A 25,502-nucleotide genomic window follows, 5' to 3' on the forward strand; every position below is an offset into this window, starting at 1 on the left:
TTCAGTACAGAACCAAATCCTTTCACTAATATTTTTTGTCCAACTTTTTGGGGTCAGTACAAATTCCGTAGAATTTTTCTTTTTTATTAGATGAAAATCACTCGGATCATAATCAACAGAATATCTTTCACTATCGTCGTTAAATATGATTGGTTTTATGTAACTATCATTATTGACAATAACGCTTATTGAATCTGCTATCCCAAATCCTCCCCTGTGAAATTTATCAAACTTAATTTTTTTCACATCTTGATAATGATTTACCAGATACAAAGCAATTTGCTCTTCTTCTTTACGAAGTCTCTTTTTATCTTCTGCTGTCATTATGAATTCAAACTTCTTTTCTGCTGTTTTGAACTGGCTACAGGCAGTGATACTTCCTAAACATATGAATCCTATCAAAAATATTAAAAGTGATTTATATATTTTCATGATAATTTCCTTTCCTGACTAAAAGAGTATCATACTAACATAAGTATAGCACAGTCTAATAAAGAGGGAAGAATATTTGGAAGCCTTCTCATAGTTGTTTCGAATATTTTTATAACTATTATAATCAAAAACGAAGCAACCTTAGATTACTTCGTTTCGACATTTTATATTATATCTGCATTTGATTGTACGACTTACTGAAAGCATCTAAAATGTCCTTAGGCGCTTTGTCATAATCAATCGTACTTTCGAGGCTTCCTTTGACAATAGTTCGACTGGTTGCAGCTGCATCTTCACATGTGACTAAGGTGATTTCTGCTAGTCCTTCTGTATCATTAATTACATCAACACGATCAGGGGTGACATTTTCGATACTGGAAATGATATAAGTATAGATTTTTTCTTTATCTGTAATGTAAATCTTCATTCCTTCTTTAGCACGATCAAGCGGTGAAAAGAGCATATCACTGGCACCAGTAATACCAAAAACATGATGACTAGCCAAAGCATAGTTTCCTTCGCCCATCTGTTGCTCTGCTTTCATGGTGCCTGCTCCGTAGTAGAGACCAACATTGTCTAATCCTTTGAAAATTGGCAAATTCATGGATATTTCTGGGATAGCAATCCCCCCAATGACTGGCAATTGCTGCGCTTGCCATTGGGCATTGATAACTGCCTCAGTCGATAAAGATTCAACCCCTTTGAAATCAAAACTCGTTTTGGCATTTTTATTCTTTTCGATTGATTTTTGTGATACCTTGCTGATCTGATATTGATTGGTGTGCCAAACCATAATCATATTCCGAATAGACGAATTAAAGATAAGGGCCAATGCGATAAGAATCAGAAGGGCGGAAATAATATTGATAATGAAATTCCTAATACTGAATTTCTTTTTTTCTTTAGGCAACTTCATTCTCTTTCTAATCTTCTTTACTTTCTTCAATCTCATCTTTTTCGTCTGGAGCAACTGTTGTAAATGTCACAATTTGTGCATTTTGATCCAGACGCATAACCTTGACTCCCATCGTCGCGCGGCCCGTCTGAGAAATATTAGCAACACTGGTCCGGATAATGACACCAGTATTAGTGATAATCATCAAATCTTCTTCGCCAGTAACGGTCATCAGACCCGCCAACGGTCCGTTTTTATCCGTGATATTAGCTGTCTTAATCCCTTTACCACCCCGGCCCTTGGTAGGATATTCGCTGGCAAGAGTTCGCTTCCCATACCCTTTTTCAGTAATGACAAGCACTTCATCTCCCTCAGCAATTACACTCGCCCCAACAACCTGGTCGCCATCTCGAAGATTGACTCCGCGAACACCAGTCGCTATACGGCTCATGCTCCGAACAGCTGTCTCATTGAAGCGGATAGAATAACCAAATTTGGTACCGATAATAACATCTGCTGCACCGTCCGTCAGAAAGACGTTGATGAGTTCATCTTCATCCTTCAAGTTCAGAGCCTTTAGACCGTTCTGACGGATATTAGCAAATTCCGTTACGCTGGTCCGTTTAACCACACCAAGACGGGTTGTAAAGAAGAGATAGGAATCATCACTGCGGTCCTGCTGGACATTAATAATGGTCTGAATGGTTTCTCCTTCATCAAGCTTCAAGAGATTGACTACTGGCAAGCCTTTAGCTGTCCGGCCATACTCAGGAATTTCATATCCTTTGAGACGATAAACTCGGCCTTTATTGGTAAAGAAGAGCAGTCTATCGTGGGTACTTGTTGAAACCAGTTCTTTAACGAAGTCATCGTCTTTAACGCCAGTTCCTTGAACACCGCGGCCGCCGCGTTTCTGAGCAGTGAATTCAGCCTGATTTAGACGTTTGATATAGCCTTTATTAGACAAAGTAATCAAAACATCTGCTTCCTCAATCAAATCTTCATCTTCAAGAGAAAGAACTTCTCCCACCATGAGCTCAGTGCGGCGGGCATCCGCAAATTTACGCTTAACCTCGTCTAACTCTTCCTTGATAATCACGACAACTCGCTCTGGCTTAGCCAAGATATCAGCCAAGTCTGCAATCAAAGCAATCAGCTCGTCGTATTCTGACTGAATCTTATCACGTTCCAAACCAGTCAGACGACGTAGACGCATATCAAGGATAGCCTGACTCTGGCGCTCAGACAGCTCAAACTTAGCCATCAATTCAGCCTGTGCTTCTGCGTCTGTCTCGCTATTACGGATGATCCGAATGACTTCATCAATGTGGTCCAGTGCAATCAGCAAACCAGCTAAGATATGAGCTCGAGCTTCCGCCTTTTCTTTATCAAAAGCCGTCCGTCGAGTCACCACTTCTTTTTGGTGCTCAATGTAGGCCAACAAAATCTCACGCAGAGAGAGAATTTTCGGCACACCATTTTGAATAGCTAGCATATTGAAGCTGAAATTGGTCTGCATCTGAGTCAGCTTGAAAAGGTTATTTAGAATGACATGAGCAGAGGCATCGCGTCGGACTTCAATGACAAAACGCACTCCTTCACGATTGGACTCATCACGAACAGCTGTGATACCGTCAATGCGTTTTTCTTGCACCAAACGAACAATATGCTCATGGACCTTAGTCTTATTAACCATGTACGGAAACTCGGTTACGACAATTCGTTCACGGCCGTTTTTCGTCTCTTCAATTTCGGTTCGAGAACGAAGAACAATCGAACCCTTACCTGTTTCATAGGCACGGTGAATACCAGACTTGCCCATCACCAGTGCTCCTGTTGGAAAATCTGGACCAGGAAGAACTTCCATGATGTCGCGGGTTGTTGCTTCCGGATTGTCCATAACCAGCTTAACCGCATCAATAGACTCACCAAGATTATGAGGTGGAATATTGGTCGCCATCCCAACTGCAATCCCTGTCGCTCCATTTACAAGCAAGTTAGGGAAGCGAGCAGGAAGAACGACAGGCTCTCTCTCGCTAGCATCATAGTTTTCGATATAATCAACAGTGTTTTTGTTGATATCACGAAGCATTTCCAGAGCAATCTTGCTCATACGTGCTTCTGTATAACGCTGGGCAGCGGCTCCGTCCCCATCCATAGAACCGAAGTTTCCATGGCCATCTACCAGCATATAACGATAGCTCCACCACTGGGCCATCCGCACCATAGCTTCATAAATAGAGGAGTCTCCATGCGGGTGATACTTACCCATAACATCCCCTGTGATACGAGCTGATTTCTTATGGGGCTTGTCAGGCGACACACCCAGCTCATTCATACCATAGAGAATCCGACGGTGAACCGGCTTAAGACCATCACGAACATCTGGAAGAGCCCGAGCCACGATAACACTCATTGCGTAATCGATGAAACTGGTCTTCATTTCACTGGTCAAATTGACATCTACTAAGTTTCTGTCTTGCATTAAAAAATGCCTCATTTCAATATTAAATCACTATCTCATTATACCACATTTTCGCCGTATTTTCAGCATTTTAAACCAAAGATAAAAACGTTTACATCAACCAATTAAGGGCTAAACCTGATTATTCTCCGTGACAAAATGTGTCAAAAGTGATAGAATGTAAATGTACTGGGAGAAAATCCCTAAAAAAAAAATAAGGAGATGTTTAGAAATGACTGCTACTAAACAACATAAAAAAGTCATCCTTGTTGGTGACGGTGCCGTAGGTTCATCTTACGCATTTGCTCTCGTTAACCAAGGTATCGCTCAAGAATTGGGTATTATCGAAATCCCTCAATTGTTTGAAAAAGCTGTTGGTGACGCAGAAGACCTTAGCCACGCGCTTGCTTTCACTTCACCTAAAAAAATCTATGCAGCTAAATACGAAGACTGTGCGGATGCTGATCTTGTAGTCATCACTGCAGGTGCCCCTCAAAAACCAGGTGAAACACGTCTTGACCTTGTAGGTAAGAACCTTGCCATCAACAAATCAATCGTTGAGCAAGTTGTTGCTTCAGGTTTCGACGGTATCTTCCTTGTGGCAGCTAACCCAGTTGACGTCTTGACATACTCTACATGGAAATTCTCAGGTTTCCCTAAAGAACGTGTCATCGGTTCAGGTACTTCACTTGACTCAGCTCGTTTCCGTCAAGCTTTGGCTGCTAAAATCGGTGTTGATGCGCGTTCAGTCCATGCCTATATCATGGGTGAGCACGGTGACTCTGAGTTTGCTGTATGGTCACACGCTAACGTTGCCGGTGTTAAATTGGAACACTGGCTGCAAGCCAATCGTGATTTAGACGAGGCTGACCTTGTAGAACTTTTCATCTCCGTTCGTGATGCTGCATACTCTATCATCAACAAAAAAGGTGCAACTTACTACGGTATCGCTGTAGCTCTTGCTCGTATCACTAGAGCTATCCTTGACGATGAAAATGCAGTTCTTCCACTTTCTGTCTTCCAAGAAGGCCAATATGGTGTTGATAATGTCTTTATCGGTCAACCAGCTATTGTTGGTGCCAACGGTATCGTACGTCCAGTAAACATTCCATTGAACGATGCAGAAACTCAAAAAATGCAAGCATCTGCTAAAGAATTGCAAGCAATCATTGACGAAGCATGGAAGAATCCAGAATTCCAAGCAGCATCTAAAAACTAATCCTAAAAACAGCTCTCCCTCAACTAGGAGAGCTGTTTTTTTGTGTCTTGAATTGTATATTCAAGGTATTAAATTTTATATTCTTCAAAAATAGATTGCAAATAAGGGACTACTAACTGTCCCTCCATTTCAGAAAGTGACGTTATCCAGCGATAATCTACATGTTCTTCTGGATCTAGGATAATTTCTCTCTCGTCCATGATTTCAGACTCATACACGATTCGTGTGTAGACTGTCTCCTTCTCCTCATCATAATGACTATCTTCATGAATCACTTTCAAAATTTCAATCCCTTGATTCACTTCTTCCAAGGCTTCACGAATAGCTCCATCTCTAGGTAGCTCTCCGTTTTCCACCCCACCACCAGGAATATCCCAATAATTCGGAAAAACATTTGGTCTCCCACTTTTAATCTTGCTTCTTTTAATCAAAAGAAATGTTCCGTTTTTGCGAATCAAACTATGGGCAATTAGTTTAACTGGCATACTGACCTCCAAAAAAGGCTCCAATCAACTGGAGCCTTGCGTAAAATAATCTATCCACCCTGAGAGAATCGAACTCCCATCTCAAGAACCGGAATCTTGCGTGATATCCATTACACTAAGGGTGGTAACTCAATTATTATAACTAATTTCTAGAGAAAATACAAGTCAAAATAGACAATTCTAGCATAAAATTTACGTTTTTAAAAGTTTTCTCGAAGTAAGACTGGCTTGTTTTAAAGCAGTCCAAACACAAAGAATACTAGAATGGAAATGTTCGGCGATTCTCTAAGAAAAGCATTTGGAGATTCCGCTTCATAGACTTTCAATATTGCAAGGGACTTTTTTAGTAACTTGCTTTTTAGGACTGAAATATTCGTCTTTTCGTAATTTTCGTTTCCATACAAAAAACATCTAGCCTTATTCTATCCGTCACAAAACCAGTCTACCATATGTTTTATAAACCTTAAGTGATTGGTCAATCTAATTGTGAGAAAGAGACATGAAATTGATTATTTATGAAAATTATAAAAAGCTGCCCTAAGACAGCTAGAATATTCTACAATAATCCCTCAATCAGCTCATCCACTTCATCCGCCTCAGCTTGTGGTGTGATTTCTGTAATCATGATGCCTGCGACTGCGCGCTCAACCAAACCTTCAACATCTAGGTAAGCTTCGTACTTCTCGGCATTCTTGATTTTCGGATTGGTTTTAGGCCGGTCCGGCGCAAAAATCGTACAGCAGTCTTCAAATGGCTGGATGGAGATTTGGAAAGTATCGATTTTTTCAGCAATCTCAATGATTTCTAGTTTATCCATCGTCACGACTGGACGGATAACCGGTGTATTGGTCACGGCGTTGATAGCCTGCATACTCTCAATCGTTTGACTTGCCACCTGACCTAGACTTTCTCCGTTGATGATGACTTGAGCGCCCCGCTCTTCTCGAATCCGGTCCGTAATCCGCATCATAAAGCGACGGGTCAGTGTCATCAGGTAAGCTTCTGGAGCCTTAGCTTTGATTTCCTCTTGAATTTCTGTAAAAGGTACTTCGATAAACTGGATATTGCCGCCAAACTTAGTCAGTTTTCGTGTCAAATCTTGAGCTTTCTTCAACGCACCTGGACTAGTGTAAGGCGGACTTGCAAAGTGAACCGCCTCGATATCCACCCCACGCTTGAGAGCCAAATAGCCTGCTACCGGCGAGTCAATCCCACCAGACAGCATGAGCATGCCCTTGCCTGAAGTGCCGACTGGCAATCCCCCAGCACCACGAATCGTCTCATAAGAGATATAAGCCGCTTCTTCTCGGATCTCGACACGTAGCTCAATATCCGGCGCTTTCATCTTAACCTGAACATTGGGAATAGCCTCAAAAACAGCATCACCAAGTGTCTGGTTAAGCTCGCGGCTATCCAATTCAAAGCTGTGGTCACTGCGCTTGCTGGTAATCTTAAAGGTCATGCCCTCTTGATAGACTTCCTTCATGATGGTTTGGACAGCTTCGATTAGAGCTGGCACAGATTTTTCAATTTTGTAAGACGGCGAGAAATTCTGAATCCCAAAAATCTGCTTGAGCGATTCAGCTACTGGCTGATAGTCTGTCCCGTGCAGATAGACATGGGTCCGATCACGGTCGGCTTTGACATGAACCTGCGGATAGACAGATAAGACAGCCTGAATATTGCGTTTGAGTTTGTTGATAAAGCGCATGCGGTTCTTGCCCTTGGTGGACAGCTCACCGTAGCGCACCATAATTTCTGAATATTGCATTGTTTACCTTACTTTTCTCGTTTTTTCGTAAATAATCTTAAAAGTGGTCAGAAATTGTTCTACCTGACTCATATCGTTGTCTGCGTCCAGGCTGAGTCGGACGGCTGTGGTTGCTAGCTTTGACGGCACTCCCATAGCAATCAGCGTACCTGCTGGCTTACCGGCCTTGGAAGAGCAAGCACTAGTGGTCGAGATATAAATCTCGTACTCTTCAAAAGCGTGGACAATCACTTCTCCTCGCACCCCCTTGATGCCAAAGGTCAGGATATGAGGGGCGAAATCCTTTGTCCCCGAGAAGACCGTGACATCAGGATATTGAGACATTTCCTCTAGGATAATGGCCTTCATTTTTGAAGTTCGACTTTCAAAGTTTTTAAGATTTTCCATCGTCATGCGCAGAGCTTTGGCCGTAGCCGCAATTCCTGCAAGATTTTCCGTCGTTGAACGCTTATCCGACTCTTGACCGCCACCATTCAAGAGGGGACTGATTTTCTTACCAGACTTGATATAGACAAATCCCACACCCCGAAGGCCGTGAAATTTATGACTAGAAAAAGTCGCGAAATCCACGCGATCCGTCAGATAATCAGCTGTCGGAATCTTCGAAACAGCCTGCACAGCGTCCACGTGAAAAGAAATAGTCGGTTTGTCTGCTAGCAGTTCGGATATTTTCTGAATAGGCTGGATGCTACCGATTTCATTATTGACAGCCATGACCGAGACAAGAGTCGTATCCGGCCGAATCAGCTCTGCTAACTTATCTACGTCGACAAAGCCCGCCTTGTCAACCGGTGCAAAATCAACTTCAAATCCTTGACTCCGCAGCCAGAGGGCTGATTCCTTGACTGCGGGATGTTCAATGTTGGATACGATGATGTGGCGTCCGTAAGCTGCTTTTTCAAAAGCAACGCCCTTAATGACCCAGTTGTCTCCTTCGGTTCCTCCGGACGTAAAAAAAATCTCCGACGAAGACTTGCCTAAAAGCGCTGCAATTTGCCGGCGAGACGCATCTAAGAGACGTGTCGCCTGACCGCCCAAACTATGAAGGCTCGAAGGATTGCCCCATATTTTGGAAGCAACCTCCGTATAAGTAGCCAAAACCTCTGGATAAGGCTTGGTCGTTGCTGAATTGTCAAAATAAATCATCTTTTTTCCTCTAAATTTCAATACTCCTATTGTAACACGAAAGGTCAGTCGGAACAAGGAAAGGATACAGTTTATACAACAAAGGCAACAAACAAATATTTCTATTTTTTGTATAAACTATAGGATTAAATACTGAAATATAGATAACCCCCGCTAAAATTTAGATAAAGCGATTTTTATGGTCGAATTTTAGAAAGCTATAGCAAGCATTTGAAGGTCTTTATATCTAAAATTGCTTAAATACGACCTCAAAAGCAACATAGTTATTCTCATAATTATTTTCCTTCATCAACTAGGCTAGTTAAAAATGTGATTCATTTCAACTTTTTCATATAATCCTCAATCAAGAAAGCTGTTTCTTCGATTGATTTATCGGTAATATTGATGACATGAGCCTGATACTTTTTAAAAACTTCTTTCGAGTAATCCAATTCCTGATAAATCTTTTCCAAATCGGTATAACTGGTCGAATTGGTCAAGCCAAGGGAATGAAGACGATTACTACGGATTTTTGCTAGTTTTTCAGGCTCACAAATCAAACCAATTATTCGTTTTTTGCCCACTTTATCTAGCGTCTGAGGCAAGGGAACTTGGGGAATTAGAGGCAGATTGGCCACTCGATAGCCTTTGTTAGCCAAAAAAATACTAAGAGGAGTTTTTGACGTACGGGACACTCCCAAAAGGATTAAATCAGCTTCTAAAAAGCCTTGAGGAGCCTTGCCGTCATCGTATTTGACTGCAAACTCAATCGCCGATATTTTATTAAAATACTCACTGTCTAGCCGGTGCAAGGTGCCCGGCACCTCAATCGGGCTAGTCCCTGTTTTTTGCTCAATCAACTGAAAGAATGGATACATAAGATCCAGATAGGCTAAGTGATGGGTCTGACTGAAGTCTCTTGCTAATGCTGCCAGCTTTCCATTGACTAGAGTGCTGATGACCAGAGCATCATCCTTGACTGCATCTTTGAGAATATCCAGCAACTCCTCTTCTTGACTAACAAAAGGGAAGCGATAGCTGTTGTTAAAGATCAAATCCGGATATTGAGCAGTGACCGCTGACAATAGTCTCTGCGAAGTGCCGCCCAAAGAATCTGAAACGCTATAGACAATAATCTCTTTTTTCATGTTTACTGCTCCTATCTATTTACTGCTGCTTGACGCGCTTCTTGGATGATATAGTCGAACAGGGCCGACTTGGTCACTGTTCCCAATATCTTGCGGTCATTTTCCTCTGCCACTACTGGTAGGGAGTCAATCGCAAAATCCTGCAAGATTGCCGCTGCCTCCAGAATGTCCATATCCTTGTAGCAGGTTTTGATATGGGGCATACGGGTCATGCAGACAGCTACAGGAGTGCTCGCAATACTGCTGGACAGAGCTGCTCTTAGCAAGTCTTTACGTGAGACAATTCCCTGTAACAGCTTCTTTTCATCAATCACATAGAGAACATCTGCATCATACATAAAAAGGGTGATGACTGCATCTTGGATAAAGGTATCCTGGGAAACTAAGACTGGAGAAATCATAATATCCTGAACTTTCTTTTGGAAAGTATCAAAGAAAAATAAGGTCTCCAAGTCCGAACCCGAATAAGTATAACCAATCTTGGGTGTAGCTTTTAATATCCCAACTAAGGTCAGAAAAGACAGGTCAGAACGTAAAGTAGCTCTGGATATTCCCATGATTTCAGAGACTTTTTCTCCACTGACTGGCTGCTCTTTCTTAACAATCTCAACAATTTGCTTTTGACGTTTACTTAATTTCACATACAGCTCCTTCTTAATGAAATCTGGTAATAGTTGTTACTCCTATTGTTAGTGTAAAGAAATAATATTCCTCATAATGAGAAGATTCAAACACAATTAATCATCACTTTAAACAATATTTTAGCAGAATACTCCCAGATGTCAACTTAAATTTCAGTTGATTTTTCCTTGACAAGGATATGTGATGTATATTAAAATGTAAAGAAGAATAAATATGTCTCACATTTAATAAATTGGAGGTAATATATGACTCAATTCATTTACTCCTTCGAAGAAGGAAATGCTGATCAGAATGCTCTCTTGGGTGGTAAGGGAGCCAATCTTGCCGAAATGACGAACCTTGGACTGCCTGTCCCACCTGGCTTTACTATTACCACCGAAAGCTGCATCCGCTTTTTGAATGAGCCATATTTTTTTGAGTCTCATTTAAAAACAGGGATCTTGGAAGCGGTTGATCAACTAGAAAAGAAAACCCAAAAATACTTTAGCGGCAATGACCAGGCCTTACTACTGGTCTCGGTCCGCAGCGGTGCAAAATTTTCCATGCCAGGTATGATGGATACCATACTAAACCTAGGCCTTAACGACCTGCGGACCCAAACTCTGGCCCAGGCTACAAATCTAGACTTTGCCTACAACTGCTACCGTCGCTTGATGCAGATGTTTGCTGATGTAGTCTATGGTATCCCCAAGGAAGATTTTGACCAGCTCCTGCTCTTTTTTGAAAAGAATGCTGGCAAGTCGGTGAAAGACTTCACCTTAGAAGAGCATCAGGCTTTGATTGATCAATACAAGCAGCTCTACTATGAACACCATCAAACCTTTCCTCAAAGCCCTAAAGAGCAGCTCTTTACTGCTATCAAAGCCGTTTTTCGCTCCTGGAATAATCCACGAGCTCAGGTCTACAGGGAGCTAAATCAAATACCCGATGATTTAGGCACAGCTGTCAATGTTCAAGCCATGGTATTTGGGAATAGCGACCAACAAAGCGGTACAGGTGTCGTTTTTACCCGAAATCCAGCCAACGGTCAGAAAGGTCTTTTTGGAGAATTTCTCCTTCAAGCCCAGGGTGAGGATGTAGTGGCAGGCATTCGGACTCCTGAACCCATTCAAGCGCTAGAAGAGAAAATGCCACAAGCCTATGCAGACTTTTTATCCTATGCCCAGAAGCTGGAAGAACATTATAAAGATATGCAGGATATCGAATTCACTATTGAAAAAGGAAAGCTTTATATTCTGCAGACACGAAATGGCAAGCGGACAGCTAAAGCGGCTCTTAAAATCGCTCTAGATTTGGTTGAAGAAGGAATTATTAGTCAAAACACAGCTCTTCTACGGATTCAGCCTGCAGCTATCAATCAGCTAATTCATCCTGTTTTTGACGAGGAGCAACTGCAAACAGCCTCTGTTCTAGCTCAAGGCCTTCCAGCCAGCCCTGGAGCTGCTACTGGACAAATCGTCTTTTCTGCTAAGGAAGCTAAGCGCCTGCATGAAGCAGGAATTAAAGTGATCCTTGTTCGCCACGAGACATCTCCTGAAGACATAGAGGGCATGATAGTCAGTCAAGCTATCGTAACCAGCCACGGCGGAATGACTTCTCACGCTGCTGTTGTAGCCCGAGGAATGGGTACCTGCTGTGTCGCAGGCTGCGAGGCGCTTCGTATTGATGAGGAAGCTAAGACCTTGCAATGCGGAGAGATTATCTTGGGGCAAGGTGATATCCTGTCTGTTGACGGCAGCACCGGTCTAATCTATCTCGGTCAACTTTCCACTGTTCTGGTGGAAAATGATCAAGAACTAGAGCAGCTACTTACTTGGGCAGATCAAGCGGCCCAGCTCAAAGTCCGAGCCAATGCAGAGACCATTTCTGATCTCCAAACGGCCATTCAATTTGGTGTTCAAGGTATCGGATTGGCACGGACGGAACACATGTTCTTTGGTCAGGAAAGAATTATTGAAATGCGGCGACTGATACTGGCAGAAAATCCTCTAGAAGTCAAGGCTGCTCTGAAGAAACTACTGGAGTTCCAATCACAGGACTTCTACCAAATGTTTCAAACTGTTGGCCAGCTACCTATGATTATTCGGCTACTCGATCCACCGATGCACGAATTCTTGCCAAAAGAAGAACAAGAAATTCAATTCTTAGCTCAAACTCTGCAAAAGAATCCAGTTAAGCTAACTCATCAAATCAAACAGCTTCAGGAAAGTAATCCTATGCTGGGTCATCGAGGCTGCCGCCTTGGCATTACACAGCCTGATGTCTACAAAATGCAGGTAGAGGCCATCTTCAGCAGCGCAATTCGCCTACAACAAGAAGGCCTGACAATCCGGCCGGAGATTATGATTCCTTTGATTGCTGAAAAAGCAGAGCTGACTTATATTAAGGATTATCTTGTCAATTTTATTGACCAGCTGTTTACTAAATATCAGATTCAGCCTTTTCCTTATGATATTGGCACTATGATTGAGCTTCCACGTGCTTGTCTGATTGCTGATCAGTTGGCGCAAGATGCTGATTTCTTTAGCTTTGGTACCAATGATTTGACACAGATGACTTATGGTTTCTCCCGTGATGACATCGGTAAGTTTATTCCATCTTACACAGATAAAAATATCTTGGCGGTTGATCCTTTCCAAAGCGTTGACAGACAAGGAGTTGGAATCTTGATGAGCTTGGCTGTTCAAAAAGCCAGACAAATCAAGCCAGACCTTACGATTGGCATTTGTGGAGAGGTCGGCGGTGACCCAGATTCTATTCCATTCTTCCAAGAAATAGGCGTCAACTACGTTTCCTGCTCTCCTTATCGAGTACCAGCTGCCCGACTTGCAGTAGCACAAGCCAATCTTCTGAAGCAAGAAGAGACAAAGTAATTTTCTTTAACTATTTCTAAGAAGCAGTCCTTGAAGTACGCCCAGTGTACTTTTTGGGCTGGCTTCTTTTCTTGTGTACGTTTTCATTATAAAATAAGAAATTTTTTAGAGACATTTTCAGCTAAAAGACGTATAATAAAAAGTAAGGGATGATTGCTGGATTGATATAAATGTAACTTTAGCACAGTTCAGCCATTCATACATCGAAAATAAAGGAGACTCCCTTTCAATGGAAAACTATTCACGTAAAAATAAACATCAAAATGAACAAAAGCCAAGCAGAAAAACAACTAGCCATCATATAAAAAAAGGGTTTTCTGCCCTTCAAAAAACAATCGCAACTATCGCCAGTATTTTGTCGATTATCATTGCTAGTCTGACCATTATGAATCTTTTGAACAACAATGACAGCAAATCTAAGTCAGATACCAGCAATTCTACAACGACAACAACCATCGTTAAGGAAATCGAAAAAGAGACTGTCACTTCTAGTTCAGCAGATAACCAATCTAGTGCTGCTAGTGATACAGCAATCGAAACTGGCTCTTCTACGGTCGATACAGCCTCTACTACTGCTACCGATAGTAACAACGGTACGACTGCCAGCTCAAGCACAGCAACAGACACGACAACTGATGCTCACACTGAGTCATCAAACTAACCTTCTTTTAAAAAGCTAAAAATAAAGCCGAGACACACAGTCTGGCTTCATTTTTTTATTTGCGATACATTTTGACTTGAAGATAGAGGTCGTTATAAGTCCCAAGCCATTTTGGTCCTAACTGCTGATAGACTTCTAGATGCTTCATAGTTTCTTCTGTCGGATAGAAAGCCTCGTCTTCCTGTATGTCTTCTGGCAACAGGGCCTTGGCAGGAAGGTTTGGCGTTGAATAGCCAACATAAAGCGCATTCTTATAAGCATTTTCCGGTCTCAGCATGAAATTGATAAACTGATAGGCGGCTTTTTTATTTTTGACCGTCTTTGGAATGACGATATTGTCAAACCAAAGGTTGCTGGCTTCTGTCGGAACGACATAGCGCAGATCCTCGTTGGCTTCCAGCATTTGACGGGCTTCACCAGAGAAGGTTACGCCTATGGCCGCGTTATTCTGAATCATGTAGCCCTTCATCTCATCAGCAACGATGGCTTTGATGTTAGGCGTCAGAGTATAAAGCTTATCGACAGCTTCCTGCAGCTGGTCTGCATCTTTGGAGTTGAGACTATGACCATTTGAGTTCAGACCAATCCCCATGACTTCGCGGGCTCCGTCAATCATCATGATAGAATTTCTATATTCTGGTTTCCAGAGATCGTTCCAATGCTCAGGCGCATGTTCGACCATTTTAGTATTGTAAACAATTCCCAGCGTCCCCCAGAAATAAGGAATGGAATACTGATTTCCTGGATCAAATGGCTGATCCAAAAAATCTGACCCAATATTTTCCAAGCCTTTGATCTGGCTATGATCCAATTTTTCCACCAAGTTTTCCTTCATCATCTTGGCAATCATGTACTCACTCGGGATGGCAATATCGTAGGTTGTTCCACCTTGCTTGATTTTTGTGTACATGGCTTCATTGGAATCAAAGGTTTCGTACTGAACCTGAACACCTGTTTCCTTGGTAAACTCAGTCAGCAAGTCTGGATCGATGTAATCACCCCAGTTGTAGACAACCAATTTATCACTGCCCTTGCTATTGGTTCTGCTTTCAATCCGATAGCTAATTCCCCACAAGATCAGGATAATCGCAAGAATCCCTGCTAAAAACGAATAGAGTTTTTTCATGCTGCTTCCTCCTTCTCACGCGTGATAAAGTAATAGCCGATGACTAAAACGATACTAAAGAGAAAGACCAGAGCAGACAGGGCATTGATTTCCAAGGAAATTCCTTGCCGTGCACGGGAATAAATTTCTACTGAAAGAGTCGAGAAGCCATTTCCTGTCACAAAGAAGGTCACAGCAAAATCATCGAGTGAGTAGGTGAAAGCCATAAAGTAGCCGGCAATAATAGCTGGTGTCAGATAAGGAAGCATGATTTCCTTGAGCATCTGGACTTGACTCGCTCCCAAATCATAAGCGGCTTTAATCATGTCATCATTCATTTCTTTCAGCCTTGGCAAAATCATCAGCACAACAATGGGAATTGAAAAGGCAACGTGGCTGGCCAAAACAGATACAAAGCCCAATTGGAATTTAGCCGTGGTAAAGAGAATCAGGAAGCTAGCCCCTATCATAACGTCTGGCGCAACCATCAGAATATTATTGATGGATAAGAAGGCATCCTGATATTTTTTGCGGGCTTGGTAAATATAAATAGCACCAAAAGTTCCGATAATCGTAGCGATGAGGGAAGAAAGAAAGGCTAGGAAGAATGTCTGCGCCAAAATCAAAATCAAGCGTGAATCTTCAAACAACTTTTGAAAATGAACCAGATCAAAGCCAGTAAATTTGTTCATATCATCGCCAGCATTGAAAGCATAGGCAATTAAGTAAAAAATCGGAAGATAGAGGATTAGAAACACAATCGCTAAATAGAGATTAGCAAATTTTTTCATCGTTCTCTCCTTTCCTTGGTTGCCCACATGGTGAAGAGCATGGCAATAATCAGAACTACTCCGATTGTTGACCCCATTCCCCAGTTCTGCGTTGTCAAGAAATGCTGTTCAATGGCTGTTCCCAGCGTAATAACACGGTTTCCACCGATCAAACGCGTCAGCATGAAGAGACTGAGACTAGGAATAAAGACTGACTGTACACCACTTCTCACGCCATTCATCGAAAGAGGAAAGACAACATTGCGGAAGGTCTGCCATCGATTGGCCCCCAAGTCATAGCTGGCATGAATCAGATTTTGATCCAAATCATCCAAGACATTGAAGATTGGCAAAATCATAAAGGGCAACTCAATATAGCTGGCAACAAAGATAAAAGAAAAGTCAGTGAAAAGAATCTGCTTTGGACCGATACCGATAAAGGTCAGAAATTCATTTACCGAGCCATTTTGTCCAAAAATACCGATAAAGGCATAGGCCTTAAGCAAAAGATTGATCCAAGTCGGCAGGACAATCAGCATGAGCCAGAGCTGGCGATGCTTGAGCTGGGTCAAAAAATATGCGGTCGGATAAGAAATGAGCAAGGTGACCAAGGTAATAATACCTGCGTAAAACACCGAGTTAAAGCTCATTTTCAGATAGGTCAAATTCTGCGATGTGAAATAAATACGATAGTTTTCCAGCGTAAACTGACCTTCGATATTAAAGAATGATTTCCAGACAATCATCATCACTGGAGCTAGGACAAAGAGCAGAATCCAAAGAAAATAAGGAACCAGAAAAAGGTTAGAGGTTGTTTTCTTCATCTCTTTCCTCCTCAATGGCATTGATCAGCCCTGCTTCTTGCTCTTCGATTTCTACGTATTCTTCAATCCGAGCATCGAATTCTTCTTCGGTTTCATTGAGGCGCATGATATGGATATCCTCTGGCTCAAAGTCCAGACCGATTTCTTCTCCGACGATGGCCTTGCGAGTCGAGTGTATCATCCACTCATTGCCAAGCTCATCGTAGGCAATAATTTCATAATGAACCCCGCGGAAGAGCTGAGTATCTACTTTAACCTGCAGTTTTCCTTCTTCGGGCAGGGTAATTCTTAAATCCTCCGGACGAATCACCACTTCCACCGCTTCATTAGGCCTCATCCCTCCGTCAACTGCTTCAAAGCGCTTGCCATTGAACTCGACCAAGTAGTCTTCGATCATCTTACCAGGCAGGATATTAGATTCTCCGATAAAAGTTGCAACAAAGTGGTTAATCGGTTCATCATAGATATCTACCGGCGTTCCTGACTGGACAATTTCGCCTTCATTCATGACAAAAATCCAGTCACTCATAGCGAGTGCTTCTTCCTGATCGTGGGTCACAAAGACAAAAGTAATGCCCAGGCGCTGCTGCAGTTCCCGGAGCTCATATTGCATGTCCGTACGAAGCTTCAAATCCAGAGCAGAGAGGGGCTCATCCAATAGAACGACCCGCGGCTGATTAATGATGGCACGGGCAATGGCTACCCGCTGGCGTTGCCCACCTGAAAGTTTTCGAATAGAGCGGCGCTCGAAGCCTTCCAGCTGAACCATTTTCAGCACTTCAGCAACCCGCTCTTCAATTTCTTTTTTATCCACCTTCCGCAGACGCAAAGGAAAGGCCACATTCTCAAAGACATTCATATGCGGGAAAAGGGCATAGGACTGAAAAACGGTGTGAACATCACGTTTATTCGTGGGAATATCATTAATGCGGACACCATCCAAAAAGATGTCTCCTGTAGTCGCATCCAGTAGTCCTGCAATTATATTGAGGATGGTTGATTTCCCCGAGCCAGAAGCCCCTAAAAGCGTGTAAAATTTCCCTTCTTCTAATTCAAAGTTGATATCTTTGAGAACGATGGTATTATTGTCTTCAAAAACTTTTGAAACGTTTTTGAACTCAATGATTGGTTTTTTCAATTGACATAAATTCCTTCTTTTCCATGTATTAACAGATTTCCGGTTCTGTCAGACCACAAAGACCTCTCGAGGGCTACTATGGCCCTGCATACTTGCGATATCGATAGGCTTTCACCCCCTTTACTAAGATACACATGGATATTCGCTATTCCAAATACTTGGACAAACCTAGGAACTAGAAATCAGAAAGAACTAGTCTGACAAATTGCTTGTCGGACTATAAGGCTTCTCCAATGATTCTAACTTCACGTTCCAGAGTGACCCCAGAATGCTCTTTTACTGTTTTAATAACGTGGGCAATCAGATTTTCATAATCGCTAGCCGTACCATGATCGACATTAATCATAAAACCAGCATGTTTTTCTGAAACCTCCACCCCACCGATTCGACAGCCTTTTAAACCAGCCTCACTAATTAACTGACCGGCAAAATGCCCTAGCGGACGCTTGAAGACCGAACCGCAAGATGGGTATTCCAAAGGTTGCTTGAGCTCACGCAGATGGGTCAAGCGTTCCATTTCATGACGAATATTTCGATGGACACCAGGAGCCAAGGCAAACTTAGCTGAAATCACAACGTCACCTGTTTCCTGAACAAGTGAATGACGATAGCCGAATCGCATATCACGAGCATCTAGGGTCTTAATTTCCCCCTCCGGAGTCAAGACCTTACAAGAAACTAGCACATGACCGATTTCACCACCATAAGCGCCAGCATTCATAAAGACAGCGCCACCGACACTACCTGGAATACCACAGGCAAATTCAAAGCCTGTTAAGCTATGATGCAGAGCAATACGCGTTGTCTGAATCAGATTTGCCCCTGCTTCAGCCTCAATTGTGTAACCATCCACTGCCACATTGTTTAATTTGTCAAACATGATGACAAAGCCCCGAATACCGCCATCCCGTACAATAATATTGCTGGCATTCCCTAACACCAGCCAAGGGATGTTTTCACGATTGGCGAATTTGACAATTCTAGCCAGCTCATACCGATTGCGCGGAAAAACTAAGAAATCAGCCGCTCCTCCTACCTTTGTGTAGGTATATTGACTCAAAGGTTCATTGAAGCGGATGTCAATTCCTTCTAATTCAGCATTAAATTTTTCTAAGTTTTGCATGATTTACTCTCTTTTTTACAAAATACACTCTATTATATCAAAATTATATGATATTTACGATAATTTGAATAAAAAAGCTGATAAATATCCCGCTAGATGATTGCTAATCTTACTCCGCATCAAAGTAATTCTAAGGCTGAGAGGCTATAGAGACAGCAAATAGAAGAGTCTGGGACAAAAAGATTTCAATTTTTAAAAATCTTAATTATTAAGCCCTTCAAATCTATAATTAAATGCAAAAAGCGAACAAAGNTTACTCCACGAAGGACATCTTCTACAGCTGCGACATCTTCGATACCAAAGAAATCCCCATAAATCTTGATATCTTGGATTTTAGACTCGATAACATTGGCAAAAACTTCGACCTTTCCGCTAGGGAATTTTGTTCCACGACGGACGTTAAACTCAGGTGATTTACCGTAATTCCAGTCCCAAGTACCAAATTTAGTATCCTTGATACGATTGATTTCCGCCAATTCCTCTTCTGAGAAGACGTATTCAGTCATCTCTGGGTACTCTTTTTTCATATAAGCCAGGAGAAGATCCTTAAATTCTTCAACAGTGATTTTCTCTGGAAGCTCGTCCACAATATTGGTCACACGAGCGCGGACAGATTGAACTCCTTTGGATTCAAACTTATCCTTAGAAACCTTAAGAGCATTGGCCAGGACAGACAAATCCACATCAAAGAGCAGACAGCCATGATGCATGATACGGCCATTGATGTAGGCTTGGGCATTGCCACAGAATTTCTTGCCATCAATTTCCAAGTCATTGCGGCCAGTGAATTCAGCCTTTACACCAAGCTCTGCCAAGGTATTGATTACAGGCGTTGAGAAAGATTTGAAATCAAAGGCTTTATTCTCATCTTCTTTGGAAATAATCGTGTAGTTGAGGTTGTTAAGATCGTGGTAAACGGCTCCGCCACCACTGATACGGCGTACCACTTCAATACCGTGTTCCCGCACATAGTCGCGGTTGATTTCTTGGATGGTGTTTTGATGGCGCCCGACAATAATCGATGGCTTATTGATCCAGAGCAGGAAAATTTGATCCTCGTCAAGGAGATGCTTAAAAGCATACTCCTCGAGAGCGATATTAAAGGCAGTATCATTGCTGTTGTTAATGATATATTTCATTGACGAGACATCCTTTATTTTTTCTTAGGTGAGTGGATAGCCATTCCCAAAACATCCGCAAACGCTTCGTACATCACTTCTGAATAAGTTGGGTGTCCGTGGATGGTCTTGAGCATTTCTTCAACAGTGATTTCCATTTCGATGATGCTTGACGCTTCGTTGATCAATTCTGCAGCTGCAGGACCAATGATGTGAACTCCAAGGATTTCTCCGTATTTCTTATCAGCGATAACTTTAACAAAGCCTTGAGCCGCGTCAGATGCGATGGCACGGCCATTCGCTGCGAAGTTGAATTTACCGATGGCAACATCGTATTTCTCACGAGCTTGTTCTTCTGTCAAACCAACAGCCGCAACTTCTGGAAGTGTGTAGATAGCGGCTGGAGTCAAGTTGAGTTTCGCAACAACGTGGTTACCTTTAAGGGCATTCTCAGCCGCAACTTCACCCATACGGAAAGCTGCGTGGGCCAACATCTTGGTACCGTTGATATCGCCCGGTGCGTAAATACCTGGTACAGAAGTTTCCATGTACTCGTTGACTTTGATACGGCCACGATCCAATTCGAACTCAACATCGCCAATCCCTTCTAGGTCTGGCACACGTCCGATTGAAAGAAGAGCCTTACTTGCGACAATGTCCTCTTTTCCTTCAACCTTGATTCGAAGCTGACTGTTCTCTTCGATGATTTCTTGCAGTTTTGTACCAGTCAAGATTGTCATCCCCTTGCGTTCCAAGATGAGGCGAAGGTTCTTAGAAACTTCCGCATCCATAGCTGGTACGATACGATCCATCATTTCGACAACCGTTACTTTTGAACCGAAGGTCATGAAGGCTTGACCAAGCTCAATACCGACCACTCCGCCACCGATGATAACAAGGCTTTCTGGAACTTCATTCATTTCTAGGATATCATCGCTGGTCATAACCAGAGGTGATTCCATGCCAGGAACATTGATCTTGCTGACTTTTGAACCACCAGCCAAGATAATCTTCTTCGTCTCTAGCAGCTCGCTGCCGTTTACAAGAACATTCTTGTCTTTAGTAATGGTACCAACACCCTTATGAACATCTACGCCATAGCTGCGGAGAAGACCAGCAACACCTCCAACCAAAGTATTAACAACTTTAGACTTGGTTGCCAGAAGCTTGTCCATATCAACAGTAAAGTTAGGATTTTCGATGACGATACCGCGATTTGCTGCATGACCGATGCTTTCAATGATTTCAGCGTTATGAAGGTATGTCTTAGTTGGAATACATCCGCGGTTCAAGCACGTTCCACCGAGTTCTGATTTCTCAACAAGAGCAACCTTACCACCAAGTTGGGCTGCTTTAATCGCTGCCACATAACCAGCAGGACCTCCACCGATGACAACAATATCGTAAGCGTCATCGCTCTTACCATCATCATTTGAGGCACTTGCTGCAGGTGCAGGGCTAGCTGCTGGCGCTGCTGTGCCAGCTGTTGGGATGTTTTCTCCTTCTTCTCCGAGGTAACCGATAACTTCCGTTACAGGAACAGTTTCTCCGTCACCTTTTAGAATAGCAATCAGATAGCCATCTTCTTCTGCTTCTAATTCCATGCTGACCTTGTCAGTCATGATTTCAAGAAGGATTTCCCCTTCTTTGACAAATTCACCGACTTTTTTATTCCATTGGACAATTTGTCCTTCGGTCATATCCACGCCGGCTTTTGGCATAATTACTTCTAAAGCCATTTTTCTTTCCTTTTCTAATTAATTCTTCATTTGCTGAGCGCTTCTTTGCTTTTCAGACTAGCAAAGAAAATCTTATACCAACATTGAAATTGGGTCTTCAATCAGAGCTTTCAAGTCCTTCATGAACTTAGCTCCAGCCATTCCATCAACTACACGGTGGTCAATGGTCAAGCCCAAGCTCATAATTGGACGGATAACAATTTCGCCATTAACAACGACAGGTTTTTCAACCGTTGAGCTGACACCCAAAATAGCAGAGTTTGGTTGGTTGATGATTGGTCCAAAAGACTGTACACCAAACATTCCCAAGTTACTAATCGTGAAGGTTGAGTTTTGCAGTTCGCTCGGTGCCAACTTACCATCCAACGTACGTCCGATAACGTCTTTAAAGGCCACAACCAACTCTGACAAGCTCATTTTTTCTGCGTTGTAGACGACTGGCGTCATCAGACCATTCTCCATACCGACCGCCATTGAAAGGTTGACATAGTTGTGTGTGATAATGGTCTTGCCATCCTCTGTCAAGGTCGAATTGAGGTAAGGATGCTTCATCAATGTCTTGACAACAGCAAGAGAAAGCAGGTCTGTGACCGTTACTTTTTTTCCAGTAGCTTCCATGATTGGCTCTAGCACTTTTTTACGCAAGGCCAGCATTTCTGTCATATCGACATCGTAGTTGAGAGTGAAGGTTGGTGCCGTCAGGTAAGATTCTACCATCCGTTGAGCGATGACCTTCCGCATCGGTGTCATCGGAATCCGCTCAATTTCACCGTAAGGAGTGATGTTATCAGGAACTTCTTCCACTTTCTCGATTTGAGCAGGAGACTTAATCGTATCCGACTCAATATTTTCAGGCAGAAAGGCAAGGACGTCCTTTTTCATAATCTTGCCACGATGGCCAGTTCCTTGAATTTCTTGCCAAGCAATATTATGTTCCTTGGCAATTCGTTTTGCAAGCGGTGAAATACGGACCGCATGGGTATTTTGGTAAGTTTCCACGTCTTCTTTGTGGACACGACCGTTTGAGCCTGTACCAGTTACATCGTAAAGGTTAATCCCTAATTCATCTGCAAGTTTTCTGGCAGCAGGAGTCGCTCTAAGCTTTTCGTCAGTCATGACCTCTCCTATTCTAAGTGAGTTTATCCAATGCAGCTTCTGCATTGAAGTTTTCTTTTTTTATACGAGTTCAGTTTACATAAAAAACTTATATGAACTGAATATTTCCATTGTTTTTTATTATATCTTATTCTTTATGATAAGTCTTACGGATAGCCTCTTTGATAGATTCTACAGTCGGAATCATGGCATTTTCCAAGTTTTGTGCATACGGCATTGGCACATCTTCACCAGCGCAGCGACGGATTGGTGCATCCAGATAGTCGAATGCTTCAGATTCAGAAATAATCGCTGAAATTTCACCAATGAAACCGCTAGTTTTGTGAGCATCATTGACCAGCACGACCTTACCAGTCTTCTTAACTGAGTTAATGATAATGTCTTTATCAAGCGGCACGAGTGTACGTGGGTCAACCACTTCGACAGAGATGCCTTCTTCTGCTAATTCTTCCGCAGCTTGAACCACACGGCGAAGCATTTTTCCATAAGTAACAACTGTTACATCCGTTCCTTCGCGTTTGATTTCCCCAACTCCAAGTGGGATTGTGTAGTCTGGATCGACTGGCACTTCCCCTTTTTGGTTAAATTCAGACTTATATTCCAAGATAATCACTGGGTTGTTGTCTCGGATAGAAGCTTTGAGAAGGCCTTTCATATCGGCAGGCGTACCTGGGGCTACAACCTTCAATCCTGGAATGTGGGTAAACCAAGATTCCAAAGACTGAGAGTGCTGAGCCGCAGAGCCAACTCCATTACCAGCCGCACAACGAATGGTCATAGGAACTTGCCCTTTTCCTCCAAACATATAACGAGTTTTAGCGGCTTGGTTGACGATATTATCCATGGCAATCACGGCGAAGTCCATGAAGGTCATATCAACAATTGGGCGAAGACCTGTCATAGCTGCTCCTGCTGCCGCTCCAGAGATAGCAGCTTCAGAAATCGGACAGTCACGGACACGCTCTGGCCCGAACTCTTCCAGCATACCAACAGATGTTCCGAAATCTCCACCAAAGATTCCGACATCCTCTCCCATCAAGAGTACATTTTCATCGCGACGCATTTCCTCAGACATAGCGAGGATAATGGTGTCACGAAAAGACATAGTTTTAGTTTCCATTTTCTTTTTCTCCTCTCTTTAGTCTGCGTAAATATCTTCAAAGGCAGATTCAAGCGGCGGGAACGGGCTTTCTTCTGCAAACTTCACAGACGCTTCTACTGCTTCTTTTACTCCAGCTTGGATAGCTTCTAGCTCTTCCTCGCTTGCAATCTTGTTTTCCAGCAAGTATTTACGAAGATGTTCGATTGGATCTTTCTTTTTCCATTCGTCTACTTCTTCACGAGTACGGTATTTACCAGGGTCAGAAGATGAATGTCCCAACCAACGATAGGTCACACTCTCGATTAAGACAGGTCCTTTACCACTGCGAACATGCTCCACAGCCTTTTGAAAGCCTTCATAGACATCCAGAACATTATTGCCATCTTCAATGAACATACCTGGAATGCCATAAGCTGCGCTGCGCTCGTGGATGTGCTCTACATTGGTCATTTTCTTGATGTCCGCAGAGATTCCATAACCGTTGTTAATGCAGTAGAAAATCACTGGAAGGTTCCAGATAGAAGCCATGTTCACTGCTTCGTGGAAGACACCTTCGTTAGTCGCGCCATCCCCAAAGAAGCAAACGACAATTTTTCCAGTATCTTGCATTTGTTGACTGAGGGCTGCACCAACAGCGATTCCCATACCACCACCTACGATACCATTGGCACCAAGGTTACCAGCATCAAGGTCTGCAATGTGCATCGAACCACCTTTTCCTTTACAAGTACCAGTGTACTTACCAAGGATTTCAGCCATCATTCCGTTGAGGTCAATTCCTTTGGCGATAGCTTGTCCATGACCACGGTGGTTTGAAGTAATCAGATCATCTGGGTTGAGAGCCAGCATAGCTCCGACGTTAGCAGCTTCCTCTCCAACAGAAAAGTGAGTCATACCAGGAACTTTCCCCTTTTTCACTAACTGAGCAATTTTTAAGTCCATGCGACGGATTTTTTCCATCTTACGGAACATCTCTAGCAAAAGATTTTTATCTAAAGTTGACATATTTTTGCCTTTCTAAGCATCATTCTATAGACACATTTTATCCAAAGCTGTAAGCCCTGTCAAAATTTATGCTTAGAAAATTTCACAAAGAAAAACTGGTATATCGCATAGATACACCAGTTTCGGCGAAAAAAATAATATTTTCACAAACTTTAGGCTGCATTGATTACTTACAATAGCCCTATCATTTTTCTATTTCAATGACTTCGTCTGCCATTTCCTAAATTATCGGATTGTGAGTTGCTATGATAATCACTCGCTCCTCGCTTTTTAAAGAACCATTAAAATTGTAATAATTAACGACCAAACTCGAAGAGCGACTTGTTGAATCTTTTGCTTTATTCAGTCCTTGAGGCAATCTCCCCTGACCATATAACTCATATCGAATATTTTTATCGCTATTCTCATCAGAAACCTGCACCATACGACCGATGAGGGTCGTGTTTACCTCTGGGAGTTTATCCAATTCAGTTTTGACATTTTCATATTTGAAAGTTTCGCTGGCAGAAAAGACAAAGACTGAAGAATATAAATCATAAGTTAAACATTGGTTTGTAATTGAAAACACCCACAAAAAGAAAATCAACAGCATAACATTGGAAAAAACAAGAAAAATTTGCTTCATAATTTCCCTCTTTTCTAGCAGACAAAAAGAGGTGGCTGACCGCCACCTCCATACATTCATGAATCTTACTCTAAAATAATGCAATAGATTTCAAAGTATCTCTCGTATTCTAACTCTATTAG

The 25,502-nt window shown here is 42.4% G+C and carries 21 protein-coding genes, 1 tRNA gene and 1 pseudogene; 3 read left to right on the forward strand and 20 right to left on the reverse strand.

Going from position 1 to position 25,502, the window contains the following annotated elements:
- From SSIN_RS10025 to gyrA, 3 genes are all read right to left on the reverse strand, one after another.
- The coding region (locus SSIN_RS10025) for a hypothetical protein (RefSeq protein WP_244880069.1) at nt 1-432 on the reverse strand (432 nt) is incomplete at its 3' end.
- 169 nt (nt 433-601) lie between these two features.
- Nucleotides 602-1,348: a class A sortase gene (locus SSIN_RS01315; RefSeq protein ID WP_037614870.1), complete on the reverse strand. Its 747-nt coding sequence runs from the start codon at nt 1,346-1,348 to the stop codon at nt 602-604.
- A gap of 7 nt (nt 1,349-1,355) precedes the next feature.
- Nucleotides 1,356-3,812 carry a DNA gyrase subunit A gene (gene gyrA, locus SSIN_RS01320; RefSeq protein ID WP_037614873.1) on the reverse strand — a complete coding sequence of 819 codons (2,457 nt, stop codon included), beginning with the start codon at nt 3,810-3,812 and terminating at the stop codon, nt 1,356-1,358.
- Between the two features lie 211 nt (nt 3,813-4,023).
- Between gyrA and SSIN_RS01325 the strand changes: the two genes are divergently transcribed.
- Nucleotides 4,024-5,010: an L-lactate dehydrogenase gene (locus SSIN_RS01325; RefSeq protein WP_037614876.1), complete on the forward strand. Its 987-nt coding sequence runs from the start codon at nt 4,024-4,026 to the stop codon at nt 5,008-5,010.
- A gap of 68 nt (nt 5,011-5,078) precedes the next feature.
- Here SSIN_RS01325 and SSIN_RS01330 read toward each other — a convergent pair whose 3' ends face one another.
- The 6 genes from SSIN_RS01330 to SSIN_RS01355 all read right to left on the reverse strand — a co-directional run bounded on the left by SSIN_RS01330 (nt 5,079) and on the right by SSIN_RS01355 (nt 10,180).
- A complete protein-coding gene (locus SSIN_RS01330) occupies nt 5,079-5,495 on the reverse strand; it encodes an NUDIX hydrolase (protein ID WP_037614878.1) in 417 nt (138 codons plus the stop codon).
- A gap of 53 nt (nt 5,496-5,548) precedes the next feature.
- Nucleotides 5,549-5,620 (reverse strand) — tRNA-Arg (locus SSIN_RS01335).
- A gap of 431 nt (nt 5,621-6,051) precedes the next feature.
- Nucleotides 6,052-7,266: a tRNA uracil 4-sulfurtransferase ThiI gene (gene thiI / locus SSIN_RS01340; RefSeq protein ID WP_037614880.1), complete on the reverse strand. Its 1,215-nt coding sequence runs from the start codon at nt 7,264-7,266 to the stop codon at nt 6,052-6,054.
- Between the two features lie 3 nt (nt 7,267-7,269).
- Nucleotides 7,270-8,412 (reverse strand): cysteine desulfurase family protein, encoded by a 1,143-nt coding sequence (locus SSIN_RS01345; protein WP_037614882.1) that lies wholly within the window; start codon nt 8,410-8,412, stop codon nt 7,270-7,272.
- A 314-nt stretch (nt 8,413-8,726) separates the two neighbouring features.
- Nucleotides 8,727-9,539, reverse strand: a complete 813-nt coding sequence (locus SSIN_RS01350; RefSeq protein WP_037614886.1) for a pyruvate, water dikinase regulatory protein — start codon at nt 9,537-9,539, stop codon at nt 8,727-8,729.
- Nucleotides 9,540-9,550: 11 nt separating this feature from the next.
- Nucleotides 9,551-10,180, reverse strand: a complete 630-nt coding sequence (locus SSIN_RS01355; protein WP_037614888.1) for a CBS domain-containing protein — start codon at nt 10,178-10,180, stop codon at nt 9,551-9,553.
- 246 nt (nt 10,181-10,426) lie between these two features.
- Between SSIN_RS01355 and ppdK the strand changes: the two genes are divergently transcribed.
- A complete protein-coding gene (gene ppdK / locus SSIN_RS01360) occupies nt 10,427-13,054 on the forward strand; it encodes a pyruvate, phosphate dikinase (protein WP_037614890.1) in 2,628 nt (875 codons plus the stop codon).
- Nucleotides 13,055-13,283: 229 nt separating this feature from the next.
- Nucleotides 13,284-13,715 (forward strand): DUF6556 family protein, encoded by a 432-nt coding sequence (locus SSIN_RS01365; RefSeq protein ID WP_037614893.1) that lies wholly within the window; start codon nt 13,284-13,286, stop codon nt 13,713-13,715.
- A 55-nt stretch (nt 13,716-13,770) separates the two neighbouring features.
- Here the strand turns inward: SSIN_RS01365 and SSIN_RS01370 are convergent, their stop codons facing one another.
- The 11 genes and pseudogenes from SSIN_RS01370 to SSIN_RS01420 form a co-directional block, all read right to left on the reverse strand.
- Nucleotides 13,771-14,841: an ABC transporter substrate-binding protein gene (locus tag SSIN_RS01370; RefSeq protein WP_037614895.1), complete on the reverse strand. Its 1,071-nt coding sequence runs from the start codon at nt 14,839-14,841 to the stop codon at nt 13,771-13,773.
- Nucleotides 14,838-15,611 (reverse strand): ABC transporter permease, encoded by a 774-nt coding sequence (locus tag SSIN_RS01375; protein WP_005590157.1) that lies wholly within the window; start codon nt 15,609-15,611, stop codon nt 14,838-14,840. Before SSIN_RS01375 ends, SSIN_RS01370 begins: the two co-directional genes overlap by 4 nt.
- Nucleotides 15,608-16,414, reverse strand: coding sequence for an ABC transporter permease (locus SSIN_RS01380; RefSeq protein ID WP_037614898.1), 807 nt, complete (start codon nt 16,412-16,414; stop codon nt 15,608-15,610). The genes SSIN_RS01375 and SSIN_RS01380 overlap by 4 nt, the downstream gene beginning before the upstream one ends.
- Nucleotides 16,395-17,552, reverse strand: a complete 1,158-nt coding sequence (locus SSIN_RS01385; RefSeq protein WP_037614900.1) for an ABC transporter ATP-binding protein — start codon at nt 17,550-17,552, stop codon at nt 16,395-16,397. The genes SSIN_RS01380 and SSIN_RS01385 overlap by 20 nt, the downstream gene beginning before the upstream one ends.
- A 217-nt stretch (nt 17,553-17,769) precedes the next feature.
- Nucleotides 17,770-18,675, reverse strand: a complete 906-nt coding sequence (gene murB, locus SSIN_RS01390) for a UDP-N-acetylmuramate dehydrogenase (protein ID WP_037614903.1) — start codon at nt 18,673-18,675, stop codon at nt 17,770-17,772.
- Nucleotides 18,676-18,917: 242 nt separating this feature from the next.
- Nucleotides 18,918-19,814 (reverse strand): annotated as a pseudogene (lplA, locus tag SSIN_RS01395) (lipoate--protein ligase); the annotation flags it as partial.
- 14 nt (nt 19,815-19,828) lie between these two features.
- Nucleotides 19,829-21,532, reverse strand: coding sequence for a dihydrolipoyl dehydrogenase (gene lpdA, locus SSIN_RS01400; protein WP_037614908.1), 1,704 nt, complete (start codon nt 21,530-21,532; stop codon nt 19,829-19,831).
- 72 nt (nt 21,533-21,604) lie between these two features.
- Nucleotides 21,605-22,648, reverse strand: a complete 1,044-nt coding sequence (locus SSIN_RS01405; protein ID WP_037614910.1) for a dihydrolipoamide acetyltransferase — start codon at nt 22,646-22,648, stop codon at nt 21,605-21,607.
- A gap of 127 nt (nt 22,649-22,775) precedes the next feature.
- The gene (locus SSIN_RS01410) at nt 22,776-23,768 is read right to left on the reverse strand and encodes an alpha-ketoacid dehydrogenase subunit beta (protein ID WP_037614913.1); all 993 of its coding nucleotides are present in this window, start codon (nt 23,766-23,768) and stop codon (nt 22,776-22,778) included.
- 18 nt (nt 23,769-23,786) lie between these two features.
- Complete coding sequence (locus SSIN_RS01415) at nt 23,787-24,755, reverse strand: thiamine pyrophosphate-dependent dehydrogenase E1 component subunit alpha (RefSeq protein ID WP_037614915.1); 969 nt, start codon at nt 24,753-24,755, stop codon at nt 23,787-23,789.
- 220 nt (nt 24,756-24,975) lie between these two features.
- On the reverse strand, nt 24,976-25,380 hold the full coding sequence (locus SSIN_RS01420) for a Rho GTPase-activating protein (RefSeq protein WP_037614917.1): 405 nt from the start codon (nt 25,378-25,380) through the stop codon (nt 24,976-24,978).
- Nucleotides 25,381-25,502 lie beyond the last annotated feature (122 nt).

Source organism: Streptococcus sinensis (genome assembly GCF_000767835.1).
GTDB lineage: Bacteria > Bacillota > Bacilli > Lactobacillales > Streptococcaceae > Streptococcus > Streptococcus sinensis.